The 13,959-nt window shown below is 70.7% G+C and carries 11 protein-coding genes; 3 read left to right on the top strand and 8 right to left on the bottom strand.

Annotated elements, in window-relative coordinates:
• A partial coding sequence (locus AC1DYN_RS20075) for a cell division protein FtsZ (protein ID WP_477962786.1) occupies positions 1-889 on the top strand: 889 nt, incomplete at its 5' end.
• 26 nt (positions 890-915) lie between these two features.
• Here the strand turns inward: AC1DYN_RS20075 and mltB are convergent.
• Genes mltB through AC1DYN_RS20095 form a run of 4 tightly spaced genes read right to left on the bottom strand, consistent with a single transcriptional unit; the run spans position 916 to position 6,017 of the window.
• Positions 916-2,004 carry a lytic murein transglycosylase B gene (mltB, locus tag AC1DYN_RS20080; protein WP_477962788.1) on the bottom strand — a complete coding sequence of 363 codons (1,089 nt, stop codon included), beginning with the start codon at positions 2,002-2,004 and terminating at the stop codon, positions 916-918.
• A gap of 30 nt (positions 2,005-2,034) precedes the next feature.
• Entirely contained in the window at positions 2,035-4,065 is a 2,031-nt protein-coding gene (locus AC1DYN_RS20085; protein WP_477962790.1) for a transglutaminase TgpA family protein, read from the bottom strand.
• Positions 4,062-5,075, bottom strand: coding sequence for a DUF58 domain-containing protein (locus AC1DYN_RS20090; protein WP_477962792.1), 1,014 nt, complete (start codon positions 5,073-5,075; stop codon positions 4,062-4,064). The genes AC1DYN_RS20085 and AC1DYN_RS20090 overlap by 4 nt, the downstream gene beginning before the upstream one ends.
• A 6-nt stretch (positions 5,076-5,081) precedes the next feature.
• Entirely contained in the window at positions 5,082-6,017 is a 936-nt protein-coding gene (locus tag AC1DYN_RS20095) for an AAA family ATPase (protein WP_477962794.1), read from the bottom strand.
• A gap of 48 nt (positions 6,018-6,065) precedes the next feature.
• Between AC1DYN_RS20095 and AC1DYN_RS20100 the strand changes: the two genes are divergently transcribed.
• Both AC1DYN_RS20100 and AC1DYN_RS20105 read left to right on the top strand, forming a co-directional pair.
• Positions 6,066-7,001, top strand: coding sequence for a histone deacetylase family protein (locus tag AC1DYN_RS20100; RefSeq protein ID WP_477962796.1), 936 nt, complete (start codon positions 6,066-6,068; stop codon positions 6,999-7,001).
• A gap of 50 nt (positions 7,002-7,051) precedes the next feature.
• Positions 7,052-8,353 (top strand): mechanosensitive ion channel family protein, encoded by a 1,302-nt coding sequence (locus tag AC1DYN_RS20105; RefSeq protein WP_477962798.1) that lies wholly within the window; start codon positions 7,052-7,054, stop codon positions 8,351-8,353.
• Here AC1DYN_RS20105 and AC1DYN_RS20110 read toward each other — a convergent pair whose 3' ends face one another.
• Genes AC1DYN_RS20110 through AC1DYN_RS20125 form a run of 4 tightly spaced genes read right to left on the bottom strand, consistent with a single transcriptional unit; the run spans position 8,354 to position 13,953 of the window.
• Positions 8,354-9,688: a TolC family outer membrane protein gene (locus tag AC1DYN_RS20110; protein WP_477962800.1), complete on the bottom strand. Its 1,335-nt coding sequence runs from the start codon at positions 9,686-9,688 to the stop codon at positions 8,354-8,356.
• A gap of 43 nt (positions 9,689-9,731) precedes the next feature.
• Entirely contained in the window at positions 9,732-10,070 is a 339-nt protein-coding gene (locus AC1DYN_RS20115) for a rhodanese-like domain-containing protein (protein WP_477962802.1), read from the bottom strand.
• Between the two features lie 17 nt (positions 10,071-10,087).
• Positions 10,088-10,741 (bottom strand): protein-L-isoaspartate O-methyltransferase family protein, encoded by a 654-nt coding sequence (locus AC1DYN_RS20120; protein WP_477962804.1) that lies wholly within the window; start codon positions 10,739-10,741, stop codon positions 10,088-10,090.
• Positions 10,738-13,953, bottom strand: a complete 3,216-nt coding sequence (locus AC1DYN_RS20125; protein ID WP_477962806.1) for an efflux RND transporter permease subunit — start codon at positions 13,951-13,953, stop codon at positions 10,738-10,740. The genes AC1DYN_RS20120 and AC1DYN_RS20125 overlap by 4 nt, the downstream gene beginning before the upstream one ends.
• Positions 13,954-13,959: the final 6 nt, after the last annotated feature.

The following is a 13,959-nucleotide window of genomic DNA, read 5'->3' on the forward strand; positions in this document are numbered from 1 at the left end:
GCGCGAGGCCGGGCCGGCCGCCGCCGACCTGGGCAGCGCGCTGCAGCCGCCGCCGCTGCGCCGGGCCAGCGCGCGCATCGACGCGCTGATCGACGCGATCGCGACGCTGACGCTGGAGGCGCCGGTGAGTGCCGAATCGGTGCTGCCGCACCTGCCGACCACGCGCCGCGCCGGCAGCAAGCCGTTCCTGATCGAGGGCCTGAATGCCGAGACCGGCGAGTGGGAGCCGCCCACCGCCGGCCAGCGCTATGGCGAGTTCCAGGCCGGGTTGCAGCTGGCCAACCGCATGGGCGCGCTGAACGAGATCGAGTACTCCGAGTTCGTGCAGAAGCTGCAGGCCTTTGCCGAATCGATCGGCGCGATGGCCGACTTCCCGGACATGCTGGACGTGGTGGCACGGGCACGCGAACTCGACACCTTCGCCGGCGAGCACGATGCGCAGCTCGCGGTGCACCTGCAGGCGCGCTCGGCGGCGTGGAGCGTCGGCTACATCCAGCAGCACGCGGCGCGGCATGGCTTCGTGCCGGGCGTGGTGCCGGGGCGGCTGGTGCTGCCGTCGTCCGAAGACGGCGCACCGCCGGTGCTGACGCTGAGTTTCGATTCGCAGGCGGCGTTCGCCGAGGACCCGAACAAGTCGGTGGTGCGCGACGTGACGCTGAGCTTCGACGTGCCGCAGACCGATGCGCGGGCCGAGCCCTTCATCTCGTGGCAGGCGAGCGCGCAGGCGTTGTCGCTGGGGATGGACGCGGCGATCGTCGACGACAACGGGCAGCTGCTGCGGCCGGAAGGCTTCGCGGCGATCGGCGGCGAGCTGGGGCAGCTGTACCAGGCGCTGGAGACGCACGACCTGGCAGCAGGTTCATCGGCCGCCCGGCGCCTTTTCTCGTAGCCCGGATGCCAATCCGGGGATCCACGTCACTTCATCGCCTTGACCGCCCGCCCCAACTCGATCACCGCCAGCGCGTAGTAGCTCGACCAGTTGTACCGCGTCACCGCGTAGAAATTGGGCGTTCCCGCCACGTAGCTCGGCGCCGCGTCGCCGTTCTGCAGCTCGATCAGCGCCAGCTTGTCGCCGAACTCGCGCGCCGGTGCCGGCAGCGCGGCGCCATGCGCCAGGAACTCCTGCGGCGTGAAGCTCGGCAGGATGTCCGGCACCAGCAAGGCCGCGCGGTCCGCCGCATCCACCGGTGCCGCGACGTCGAAGTGCGTCGGCATGCCGCGCTGCCAGCCGTGTTCGGCCAGGAAGTGCGCGACGCTGCCGGCCACGTCGGCGCCGCTCGCATGCAGGTCGACCCGCCCGTCGCCGTCGAAATCCACCGCGAAGCGGTTCCAGCTGCTCGGCATGAACTGCCCCATGCCCATCGCACCGGCATAGCTGCCCTTCAGGGCCAGCGGGTCGGCGTTCTCGCTGTGGCACAGCACCAGGAACTGCTCGAGCTCGTCGCGGAAGAACGCGCTGCGGTCGCGCCGCCCCGCGGGAAAGTCGAAGCTCAGCGTCGCCAGCGCGTCGATCACGCGGAAGCCGCCCATCTGCTGGCCGTAGATCGTCTCGACGCCGACGATGCCGACCACGATCTCCGGCGGCACGCCGTACATCGCTTCGGCGCGCGCGAGCCACTTCTCGTTGTCGCGCCAGAACGCCAGCCCGGCGCGGATGCGCTTCGGCTCGACGAAGCGGGCCCGGTAGGCGGCCCAGTTCTTCGCGGTGCCGGCGGGCGGCGGCATGATGAACTTCGCGACGTTGGGGATGTAGCGCGCCTCGGCCAGCTGCGCCTGCACCCAGGTCGCATCCAGCCCCTGGCGCTCGGCGAGTTCGGCGCCGAAGCGCATCACGTCCTCGCGGCCGCCGTAGATCACCGCCTCGGGCGCGTTGTCGTCGCGCACCGCTGCCGGATGCTTGGCCTTGGCCTTTGGCCGGGCGCCGGTCTCGGCGATGCCGCACAGCGCAACGGCCAGCGCAATGACCCAGGGGGCGCAAGAGGAACGGCGAAATCCGGCAGGCATCGGCGAATTATCGGCGCGTGCGATGCCTGCTCAGGCCTTTGCCAACGTGCGCACCTCGGACCRCACCGCACGCAGCCAGTCCGGCGACGGCCGGGCGATCGCGCCGCGGCCGTAGCGCTGCGCGTCCAGCCTGTGCAGCAGGCCGGCCAGCGTGCCGCCGCGCGCGCCGAAGCGCGCCTGCACCGCGGCAGCCAGTGCGCGCGGCGTGTCGTGCGCGGCCGCCGGCACGCCCAGCCGCTGCAGCGCCTCGCGCAGCTGGCGCGCCTGGCGCTGCCACGGGTCCTGCCGGTGCCGGTCCCACCAGGCCCAGGCGGCGCCCAGCAGCGCCAGCACGCTGAGCGCGCCGATCAGCAGCAGCGCGAGGTCTTCCCAGCTCGGCGACTCGAAGCCCAGGTGCTTCAGCAGGTCGAGCTGCTGCCCGCGCGAGTAGTTCAGCACCCACTGGTTCCAGCGGTTGTTGACCGACTCCCAGGCCTCGCGCAGCTGCGCCAGCAGGACCGGGCTGACATTGCCGATCGCGCCGGCGACGAAGCCGGGGGCCGGCGTCAGCCGGCTGCTGCGGCCGATGCGGTCGGGGGCCACCGCGGCGGTCGGGTCGGCACGCACCCAGCCGACGCCCGCCTGCCAGTACTCGGCCCAGGCATGTGCATAGCTCTGCCGCACGATGTAGAAGCCGTCCACCGGCACCGGGTCGGTGCCCTGGTAGCCGGTGACGACGCGGGCCGGGATGTTCAGCGCGCGCATCACGACCACGAAGGCGGCGGCGTAGTGCTCGCAGAAGCCGGCCTTGCGATCGAGCCAGAACTCGTCCACCGCCGCGCGCGGGTCGGCTTCGCCGTAGAAACCGGGCGCCAGCGTGTAGCTGAAGCCGCCGCGCGCGATGTGCGCCAGCACCGCCTGCGCCAGCGCGCGGGCGTCCGCACCGGCCAGCTCGGGGCGCTGCCGCAGCTCGGCCGCCCAGGCCAGCGTGCGCGGGCTGTCGCCCTCGGGCAGCTGCACCAGCTCGCGCAGCTGTGCACTGCGCTGCAGCGGCCCGTACTCGAAGCGCGTCTGCGCGGTGGCGCTGAAGCGCAGCCGCTCGGTGACCGGGCGCAGCGTGCCCCAGCCGAGGTCGTCGCGCTGCACCAGCGGCAGGTTCTCGATCGGCTCGACCTCGGTGGTCGCCTCCAGCAGCGGCAGCAGCGGCAGCCGCAGCGGCTCGAGCGTCACTTCGTAGCGGTAGGCCGGCCCGGTGGCGCGCAGCGCGGTGCGCACCGGCGGCGCGAACTCTGAGCGGAAGGTCGGGCGCCACTCGCGCCCGTCGTAGCGCGACAGCACCGGCCCGCGGAAGTACATCGTCTCGGGCGGAGGCACCGCGCCGAAGAAGCGCACGCGCATCGCGACGCTGTCGTCCTGCGCGATCTCGGCCACCGAGCCCATGCGCATGCTGTTCGACAGCCCGGTGGTCGACTGGCCGTCCTGCGGCACGCCCCACAGCGGCCCGATGCGCGGGAACATCACGAACAGCAGCACCATCACCGGCGCCCCGAGCACCGCGCTGCGCAGCGCGAGCCGCGCGGCCTGGCGCAGCTGCGGCTGCCCGACCGGCATGTGGGCCAGCACCAGCGCCGTCAGCAGGCCCCACACCGACAGCAGCATCGCCGCCGCGACCGGCAGCGACTGCGAATACAGGAAGTGCGTCAGCACCAGGAAGAAGCCGAGGAAGAACACCACGAAGGCATCGCGGCGGGCGCGCAGCTCCAGCGTCTTCATCGCCATCAGCACGACGGCCAGCGTGATGCCGGGTTCCTTGCCGAGCAGGCTGCGGAACGAGAACAGCGTCAGCGCCACCGCCAGCGCCAGCAGCGCGATGCGCATCCAGCGGCCGGGCAGCGCGCCGCCGCTCAACGCCAGCCGGCCGCGCCACAGCAGCACGCCGGCGGTCAGCGCGGCGCACCACGGCGGCAGGTGCAGCAGGTGCGGCAGCACCGTCCAGCCGATCACGCCGAGCAGGAACAAGGTGTCGCGCGCGTCGCGCGGCAGGTGGTGCCAGCCGGGCCAGCGGAAGGAGGTGCGCGTCACTGCCACAGCGCCATCGCCTCCAGGCAGCGGCGGCGCTGCAGCTCGCCCTGGGCCGGGTCGACCTGCACGCCGGGCAGGCGCAGGCCGTAGTCGGCGCCGGCGCGCTCGGCCGCGAGCACCCAGGCGGCCAGGCGCGACAGCCGGTCTTCCGGCGCCAGGCCGGCGCAGCGCTGCCAGTCGAGCCACAGCTGCTGCTGCACGGTGGCGCTGGTGTCGCGGCTGACGAGTTCGCCGCCGGTCTCCAGGCTGCGCGCGGCTTTCTTCCAGACCACCAGCTTCAGCGGATCGCCGCGGCGGTAGCCTCGCACGCCTTCGAGCTCGCCACCGTCGGTGCGGCGCCCGGTGGCCGGCCCGCCCGGCGTCGGATGGGCCGACGGCAAGGGGGCGGCCGGCCGTTCGAGGCGCGGGTAGACCAGCACCTGCGCCGCCGGCCGCCACACCGCCCAGGCGCGGAACAGCCCGAGCGGGAAGCGCGTCTCGACGCTGATCGCCGGCACCTCGTGCAGGCCGCGGACCTGCGGCATGAAGCTGACGTGCGCCGGGGCCTGCCCGCCGGCCGGCACGTCGGCCCAGCTGAGGGTCGATTCCGGCGCGGCCTCCATGCGCAACCCGATCCCGAAGCGCGCCGAGGCCGGGCTGGTCAGCGTGATGGCCAGCCCGACCGGGTCGCCGGCGAACACCGCGGCCGGCGGGCGCAGGTGCAGCGTCATTGCGCGCAGCGTGTTGTGCGTCAGGTGCATCGAGACGATGCCGCTGCCGGCCAGCAGGAAGGTCAGCACGTAGCCCAGGTTCAGCTGGTAGTTGATGGACGCCACCAGCAGCACCATCAGCGTCAGCGCGAACATCAGCCCGGCGCGCGTCGGCAGGATGTAGACGTTGCGCTGCGTCAGCAGCATCGTGTCGGTGCGCGGCAGCCGGGCCTGCCACCAGGCGCGAAAGCGCCGGCGCACCGCACCGGCGGCGAGGCCGAACGGGCGCAGCGGCAGCTTGATCGCTTCTGCGGGGGACATTTCAGGTCAGGGGAGGGCCGTGGCCTCGATCATCGCGCGCACCTGCTCCCTGGAGCCGCGGCCGGCCCCCGCCACCGGCACCAGCCGGTGCGAGATCGACTGCGCCAGGATCGCCTGCACGTCGTCGGGTGCCACGTAGTCGCGCGAATCGAGCAGCGCATGCGCCTTCGCGGCCCGCAGCACCGCGATGCCGGCGCGCGGGCTCAGCCCGTCGACGAACCAGGCGCCGCTGCGCGTCGCGGCGATCAGCGCCTGCAGGTAGTCGAGCAGCGCCTCGGAGGCGTGCACGCGCAGCACGTCCTGCTGCACCGCCAGCAGCTCCTCGGGCGACATCACCGCGTGCAGCGCGCCGATCGCCTCGCGCCGGTCGATGCCGGCCAGCAGCGCGCGCTCGCTCGCGTGGTCGGGGTAGCCGAGCGTGATGCACATCAGGAAGCGGTCGAGCTGCGATTCGGGCAGCGGGTAGGTGCCGAGCTGGTCGGTCGGGTTCTGCGTCGCGATCACGAAGAACGGCGACGGCAGCGCGCGCGTCTCGCCCTCGATGCTGACCTGGTGCTCTTCCATCGCTTCCAGCAGCGCGCTCTGCGTCTTCGGGCCGGCGCGGTTGATCTCGTCGGCCAGCAGCACCTGCGCGAACACGGGCCCGGGGTGGAACACGAAGGCTTCCTTGCTGCGCTCGTAGATGCTGACGCCGATCAGGTCGGACGGCAGCAGGTCGGCGGTGAACTGGCTGCGCGAGAACTTGAGGCCCAGCGATACCGCGAGGGCATGCGCCAGGGTGGTCTTGCCGACGCCGGGCACGTCTTCGATCAGCAGGTGGCCGCCGGCCAGCAGGCAGGCGACGCAGTCGCGGATCTGGGAGCGTTTGCCGACGATGATCGTGCTAATCTGGTCGATCAGGCGGTTCAGTTGTGGAAGGGCTTTCAGCAGGTCCTGGCTCATCCGAGCACCATAACCGAAACCGTTCGGTTTTCTGACAGTGAACAGACGATGCCCACTGCGCTCTACAGCCATCCCGATTGCCGCCTGCACGACATGGGCCGGGGCCACCCCGAATGCCCGCAGCGGCTCGACGCGATCAGCGACCACCTTCTCGCCACCGGGCTGGACGTGGCGCTCGAGCACCGCGAAGCTCCGCTGGCCGACCTGCACGACGTCGCGCTGGCGCACGAGAGCCTCTACGTCAGCGAGCTGAAGGCGGTGCTCGAAGACGTGGCTGCCACCGGCCACAGCCGCGCGCTCGACCCCGACACCATCGCCAGCCCCGGCACCTGGCGCGCGGTGCAGCGTGCCGCCGGCGCCGCGGTGGCCGCCACCGACGCCGTGCTCGACGGCCAGATCGCGAACGCCTTCTGCGCCGTGCGCCCGCCCGGCCACCATGCGACGCGCGGCGAGACCATGGGCTTCTGCTTCTTCAACAACGTCGCGATCGCGGCGCGCCATGCGCTCGACGTGCGCGGCCTCGATCGCGTGGCCATCGTCGATTTCGACGTGCACCACGGCAACGGCACCGAAGACATCGTGGCCGGCGACGAGCGCATCCTGATGGTCAGCTTCTTCCAGCACCCGCTCTACCCGTACAGCGGCGGTGTGCCCAAGGGCGACAACATGCTGAACCTGCCGCTCGCGCCGTACACGCGCGGCGCCGAGGTGCGCGAGCTGATCGATGCGGCGTGGATGCCGCGCCTCGAGGAATTCAAGCCGCAGATGATCTTCATCTCGGCCGGTTTCGACGCGCACCGCGAAGACGACCTCGGCCAGCTCGGCCTGGTCGAGGCCGACTACGAGTGGATCACGCGCCGCATCAAGGCCCTGGCCGAGCGCCATGCCGGCGGGCGCATCGTGTCCTGCCTCGAAGGCGGCTATGCGCTGGGCGCGCTGGCGCGCAGCGTCGCGGCCCACCTGCGGGTGCTGGCCGACCTCTGATCCCCCTGCCGCCGCGCGGCCCGTCCCGAACCGAGAAAGAGAATCCTGCGATGGAATCGTCCCTGGGCGTCCAAGACTTCGACCAACTGCTGCACGACCTGGCCACCACCAGCGCGCTCACCGAGGCGGTCGTGCTGCTCGGCTGCCTGGGGGTCTCGTGGCTCGTGTGCATGCTGTTGCGCCGGGTGCTGAAGATCGACGGCGCGGTGGTGTTCGGCCGCAACGTGGTCGACGGCGTGCTGTTCCCGCTGGTCGCGCTGGTGCTGGCCGTGGTGGCGCGGCACTTCCTGATGGGCGTCGTGAAGGTCGCGGTGTTCCGCGTCGCGATCCCGATCCTGCTGTCGCTGGCGTTGATCCGGCTGGCGGTGCGGGTGCTGTCGGCGGCCTTCCCGAACTCGGCGTGGATGCGCGCGATCGAACGCACGATCTCGTGGCTGGCCTGGATCGCGGTCGTGCTGTGGATCACCGGCGTGATGCCGGCGGTGATGGAAGAGCTCGACAGCGTGCGCTGGCAGATCGCCGGCAACATGGTGTCGCTGCGCACGATGATCGAAGGCGCGTTGACGGCCGGCGTCGTGATGGTGCTGGCCTTGTGGCTGTCGTCGGCGATCGAGCGCAAGATCATCCACGGCACCGGCGACGACCTGTCGATGCGCAAGATGGTGTCGAACATCGTGCGCGCGCTGCTGCTGTTCCTCGGCCTGCTGTTCGCGATGTCGGCGGTGGGCATCAACCTGACGGCGCTGAGCGTGCTGGGCGGCGCGATCGGCGTCGGCCTCGGCTTCGGCCTGCAGAAGATCGCGGCCAACTACATCAGCGGCTTCGTGATCCTGGCCGAGCGCTCGCTGCGCATCGGCGACATGGTGAAGGTCGACAACTTCGAGGGCCGGGTGACCGACATCCGCACCCGCTACACGGTGATCCGCTCGCTGGGCGGGCGCGAGGCGGTGGTGCCGAACGAGATGCTGATCACGCAGCGGGTCGAGAACCTGTCGCTGGCCGACCCGCGGGTGCTGATCCAGACGGCGGTGCAGGTGGCCTACGGCACCGACGTGCGGGCGCTGCAGCCCAAGCTGGTCGAGGCCATCCTGCAGGTGCCGCGCGTGATCGGCGATCCGGGACCGGGCGTGCAGCTGTCGAACTTCGCGGCCGACGGGATGGACCTGACGATCAACTTCTGGATCCGCGACCCGGAGAACGGGCAGGGCGAGGTGAAGTCGAACGTCCACCTGGCGGTGCTCGACGTGCTGAGCGCCGAGGACGTGCAGATCCCGTTCCCGCAACGGGTCATGCACACGATCGTGCGGCACGAAGGGCCGGACGGGGCGCCGGTCCCGGCGCCCGAGCGGTGATCAGGGTGCGATCAAGGCATTGATCGCACGCAGGTCGTCCGCCTTCAACTGCCCGGCCGCCTGCCGCAGCTTCAGGTTGTTCACCAGCACGTCGTAGCGCGCCTTCGCCAGGTCGCGCTTGGCGTTGAACAGCTGGGTCTGCGCATTCAGCACGTCCAGGTTCACGCGCACGCCGACCTTGTAGCCCAGCTGCGTGGCCTCCAGCGCCAGCTGGCTCGACGACTCGGCCGCCTCCAGCGCCACCACCTGGGCCTGGCCCGACTGCACACCGAAGAACACCTGGCGCGTCGCCTGCGCGGTGCCGCGGCGGGCCGCGTCGAGCAGGTTGCGGTTCTGCTCTTCGAGCTGCAGCGTTTCCTTGACGCGGTTCTGGATCGAGAACCCGGCGAACAGCGGCACCGTCATCGTCAGCGCGACGTCGGAGCTGGTCACCCGGCCCGAGGTGTCCACCGGCTTGCTGATCGAGGTGTGGCCGCGGCCATAGCTGCCGGTCAGGCCGACGGTCGGCAGGTGCCCGGCGCGTGCCTTCTCGGTCTCGAGCTTGGCGATGTCGTAGCCCAGCTGTGCCTTGCGCACCGTCGGCGAGGTGTCGGTCTGCGACACCCAGGCCTCGACGTTGTTCGGCGAGACCGCCGGCAGCGCCACCGGCGTGGCCAGCGGCTTCGGCGCGACACCGTCGCGGCCCACCAATTGGTCGAGCGCGATGCGCTTGGTGCGCAGGTCGTTGTCGGCCGCGATCTCCTGGGCCGTGGCCAGGTCGAAGCGCGCCTGCGCTTCTCGCGTGTCGGTGATGGTGGCGGTGCCCACCTCGAAGTTGCGCTTGGCCGAGGCCAGCTGCTCGGCGATCGCGCTCTTGTTGGCTTGCGCTGTGCCCAGCGCATCCTGCGCGGCCAGCACGTCGAAGTAGGCCTGTGCGACGCGCACGATCAGGTCCTGTTCGGCGGTTTCCAGGTCGGCGCGCGAGATGTCGACGCCCAGGTCGGCCTGGCTGATGGTCTTGTCGTTGGCCCGGTTGAACAGCGTCTGCGATGCGCTCAGGCCGGCCGTGGTCGAGCGGCTGGTCGCTTCGCTGAGCGGTGTCTCGCTGTCGCTGCGCTCGGCCTGCAACTGGGCCCCGACCTGCGGCCGGCGCAGCGCATGCGCCTGCTCGGCCTTGTACTGCGCCGACTCGGCCAGTGCCCTGGCCGCCAGGTAGCTCGCGTCGTAGCCGCGCGCCGTGTCGTAGAGCTCGGCCAGGCTCTGCGCGTGTGCGAAGGGCGCGGCACCGAGGGCGGCGGCACAGGCCAGCACCAGGCGGCCGAGCTTGGGCAGGCGGGTCGGGAACACAGCGGACATGGGGGCTTCCTTGGGGATGGGTGAACAGCGATCGGTGGATCGATCAATACAGGGGAACGGATGCGTCGACCTCGCGGGCCCAGGCATCGATGCCGCCGGCGACGTTGTACACGCGGGCATGGCCCGCGCGCTCCAGGAATGCGACGACCTGCAGGCTTCGCATGCCGTGATGACACAAACCCAGGACAGGCTGCGCCGGATCGAGCTCGGCCAGGCGCTGCGGAACCTCGCGCATCGGGATGCAGACGGTGCGCGCACCGGGCACCGTGAGCGCCGCGGCCTGCACCTCCCAGGGTTCGCGCACGTCCAGCAGCACCGGCCGGCTGTCGGGCCCGAAGCTCTCGATCAGTGCCGCCACGTCGGTCACGCGAACCTGTTCCATCGGCTGTTCCCCGGTGTTCAGAAGTGGAAGCGCGTCGGCTCGTCGAAGCCGAGCAGGCGCGGGGCCACGGTGTCGAACAGCTCGACGCTGCGGGTGTCGTTCTCGCCGACGCGCGTCACCAGCGTCGCGCGCATCACCGGGTCCTGCCCGACGATCGCGACCAGCCGGCCGCCGACCTTCAGCTCGGCCAGCAGCGCGGCCGGGATCGCGGCGACCGAGCCCGACAGCACGATCACGTCGAACGGACCGGCGGTCGGCAGGCGCTTCGAGCCGTCGCCCTCGACCACGCTGACGTTGGACACCGCGGCGCGGCGCAGGTTGTCGGCGGCCAGCCGGGCCAGCTCGGGCACGATCTCCAGCGTCACCACCTGGCGCGCCTTGTGCGCCAGCAGCGCGGCCATGTAGCCGCAGCCGGCGCCGATCTCGAGCACGCGCTCGTGGCGGCGCACCGCCAGTTCCTGCAGCAGCCGGGCCTCGACGCGCGGCGCCAGCATGTGCTGGCCGCCGGGCAGCGGCACCTCGGTGTCGAAGAAGGCCAGCGCACGCGAGGCGGCCGGCACGAAATCCTCGCGCTTGATGACACCCAGCAGGCTCAGCACGCCGGGGTCCAGCACGTCCCAGGGGCGGATCTGCTGCTCGATCATGTTGAAGCGGGCTTGTTCGACGGTCATGGCGGCGTTCCTTGGGGCGAAGACACGGGTTGGGGCAAACCCGGCATTTTATGGGGAGCCCACTTGCGCCGCGCCCAGTCGGCGAGGTCATCCAGGTAGCAATAAATGACAGGCACCACCACCAGCGTCAGCAGCGACGAGGTGATCACGCCGCCGATCACTGCCTGGCCCATCGGCGCGCGCTGCTCCGAGCCCTCGGACAGCGCGAAGGCGAGCGGCACCATGCCGAAGATCATCGCCAGCGTCGTCATCAGGATCGGGCGCAGCCGCACCTGGGCGGCGTGCAGCAGCGCCTGCTCCCGGGTCATCGGTGCTTCGTCATGGTCCAGCCCGTGCTCGCCGCGGTGCTCGCCGGCGCGCGAGCGGATCGCGAAATCCACCAGCAGGATGGCGTTCTTCGTCACCAGCCCCATCAGCATCACGATGCCGATGATGCTGAACATGTTCAGCGTCGAGCGGAAGACCAGCAGCGCCAGCACCACGCCGATCAGCGTCAGCGGCAGCGAGCTCATCAGCGCCAGCGGTTGCAGGAAGCTGCGGAACTGGCTGGCCAGGATCATGTAGATGAAGACGACTGCCAGCGCCAGCGCGCCGACGGCGTACGCGAAGGACTCGTTCATGTTCTTGGTCGAACCGCCGAACACGTAGCGGTAGCCGGGCGGCCAGGCGATGCCGTCCAGCACGCGGCGGATGTCGGCCGACACGTCGCCCGAGCTGCGGCCGAAGGCGTTGGCGTCGATGTTGATCTCGCGGTTCAGGTCGCGCCGGTTGATCTGGTTCGGCCCGGTCGACGGCGACACGTCGGCCACCTGCGACAGCCGCACCGAGCGGGCCGAGCCGTCGGCCGCGGGCGCCACGTTGATCGGCAGGCGCTGCAGGTCTTCCAGCGTGTTGCGGCTGTCCGGGCGCAGCCGCACGTTGACGTCGTAGTTCTCGCCGTCCGGTGCGCGCCAGTTGCCCACCGTGGTGCCGGCCACCAGCGTGCGCAAGCTGGTGGCGAGGGCGTTGACGTTCAGGCCGGCATCCGACGCGGCGTCGCGCTTCACGTCGATCGCGACGGTGGGCTTGTCGGGCTTCAGCGTGCTGTCCAGGTCGACCAGGCCGGGGATGGCGCGCAGCCGCGTCGCGATCTGCGCCGACAGCCGCGCCAGCTCGTCGAGGCCGGGCCCCTGGATCGAGAACTGCAGGCTCTTGCCGCCGCCCAGGTCGGTCTGGCCGATGTTGGTGACGGTGATGCCGGGGATGCGCGACAGCCGCTCGCGCAGCGGCACGCTGAGCTCGTTGACGCTGCGCGTGCGGTCCTTGCGGTCGAGCAGGCGCACGTAGGTGGCGCCGTAGATCTTGCCCTGCGCGACGCCGCTGTTGATGGTGGTGACGGTGTACTTCACCTCGGGCATCTCGCGCAGCACGGTGTCGATCTGCCGGGCGCGCATCTCGGTCACCTCGAGCGACGAGCCGACCGGCGTGTAGAAGTTGACCTGGGTCTCGGAGAAGTCGGCCTTCGGCACGAACTCGGCGCCCAGCACCGGGATCAGGAAGAAGCTGCCGACGAAGGTGGCCAGCGCGACGCCCAGCGTTGCCAGCTTGTGCACCAGCGCCCACGCGAGGATGTGCTGGTAGGCGTCGGACAGCCGCTGCGTGACGCGGTCGAACCAGCCGGTGACGCGGCCGATGGTCTTGTCGTAGAGCGTCACCGGCGGTCCTTGATGCACGCCATGGGCCTGGGGATCGTGCCAGACGCTGGACAGCATCGGGTCCAGCGTGAAGCTGACGAACATCGAGATCAGCACCGCGGCCACGATGGTGAGCCCGAACTCGTGGAAGAACTTGCCGACGATGCCGCCCATGAAGCCGATCGGCAGGAACACCGCGACGATGGACAGCGTGGTGGCCAGCACCGCCAGCCCGATCTCGCTGGTGCCGTCCAGCGCCGCCTGGTGCGCGCTCTTGCCCATCTGCACGTGGCGCACGATGTTTTCGCGCACCACGATCGCGTCGTCGATCAGCAGGCCCACGCACAGGCTCAGCGCCATCATCGTGATGGTGTTGATCGTGAAGCCGAAGACGTACATGAACAGGAAGGTGCCGATCAGCGCGATCGGCAGCGTGAGCCCGGTGATGACGGTGGAGCGCCACGAGTTGAGGAACAGGAAGACGATCAGCACGGTGAGTGCCGCGCCCTCGAACAGCGTGCGCTTGACGTTGGCCACCGAGACGCGGATCGAGCGCGAGCTGTCGCGGTTGACCTCCACCTTGACGCCCGGCGGCGTGACGGCGGCGGCCTCGGCCAGCGCCTTGACGAGACCGTCGACCACCTCGATCGTGTTCTCGCCCTGCGACTTCTGCACCGACAGCAGCACCGTGCGCTGGCCGTTGTAGAGCGCGAGGCTCTCGACCTCCTGCGGGCCGTCGACGACGTCGGCCACCTGCCACAGTTTCACGGCCGATCCACCGTTCGCGCCGCGGCGCGCGACGATGATCTCGCGGAAATCCTCCGGCCGCTTCAGCCGCGCGTTGATCTGCACCACGCGTTCCTGCTCGCGCGACTTGATCGCGCCCATCGGCAGTTCCTGGTTCTCGCTGCGCACCGCGGCCACCACCTGGTCGACGCCCAGGCCCAGCGCGTCGAGCGCGGCCGGGCGCACGTAGAGGTTGATCTCGCGCTCGATGCCGCCGACCACGCTGACGGCGCCGACGCCGCGCACGTTCTCGAGCCGCTTCTGCAGCACCTGGGTGGCCCAGGTGGTCAGTTCCTGCGGCGAGCGCCTGCCGTCGGGCGACAGCACGGCCACGTTGAAGATCGGTTGGCTGGCCGGGTCGAAGCGCGAGATGCGCGGCTCCTTGACCTCGTCGCGCAGGTTGGGCCGGATGAGCGCCACCTTCTCGCGCACGTCGTCGGCCGCCTTGCGCCCGTCGACGTCGAGGTTGAACTCGACGATCACCACCGCCGTGCCTTCGTACGAGCGCGAGTACAGCGAGTTGATGCCGGCGACGGTGTTCACCGCCTCCTCGATCTTCTTCGTGACCTCGCTCTCGACGATCTCGGGCGACGCGCCCGGGTAGTCCATCTGCACGACCACGGTCGGGAAGTCGATGTTCGGGAACTGGTCGACCGACAGCCGCTGGTAGCTGAACAGCCCGAGCACGACGAAGGCCAGCATGACCATCGTGGCCATCACCGGGTTGCCGATCGAGACGCGGGTGAACCACATGGGGCC

It is taken from the genome of Rhizobacter sp. P2_D12 (assembly GCF_056404395.1).

Excerpts from the sequence above, each read along its gene's own strand:
- mltB (WP_477962788.1), bottom strand. The coding sequence starts at position 2,004 with ATGCCTGCCGGATTTCGCCGTTCCTCTTGCGCCCCCTGGGTCATTGCG.
- AC1DYN_RS20090 (WP_477962792.1), bottom strand. The coding sequence starts at position 5,075 with ATGTCCCCCGCAGAAGCGATCAAGCTGCCGCTGCGCCCGTTCGGCCTC.
- AC1DYN_RS20095 (WP_477962794.1), bottom strand. The coding sequence starts at position 6,017 with ATGAGCCAGGACCTGCTGAAAGCCCTTCCACAACTGAACCGCCTGATC.
- AC1DYN_RS20100 (WP_477962796.1), top strand. The coding sequence starts at position 6,066 with ATGCCCACTGCGCTCTACAGCCATCCCGATTGCCGCCTGCACGACATG.
- AC1DYN_RS20105 (WP_477962798.1), top strand. The coding sequence starts at position 7,052 with ATGGAATCGTCCCTGGGCGTCCAAGACTTCGACCAACTGCTGCACGAC.
- AC1DYN_RS20110 (WP_477962800.1), bottom strand. The coding sequence starts at position 9,688 with ATGTCCGCTGTGTTCCCGACCCGCCTGCCCAAGCTCGGCCGCCTGGTG.
- AC1DYN_RS20115 (WP_477962802.1), bottom strand. The coding sequence starts at position 10,070 with ATGGAACAGGTTCGCGTGACCGACGTGGCGGCACTGATCGAGAGCTTC.
- AC1DYN_RS20120 (WP_477962804.1), bottom strand. The coding sequence starts at position 10,741 with ATGACCGTCGAACAAGCCCGCTTCAACATGATCGAGCAGCAGATCCGC.
- AC1DYN_RS20125 (WP_477962806.1), bottom strand. The coding sequence starts at position 13,953 with ATGTGGTTCACCCGCGTCTCGATCGGCAACCCGGTGATGGCCACGATG.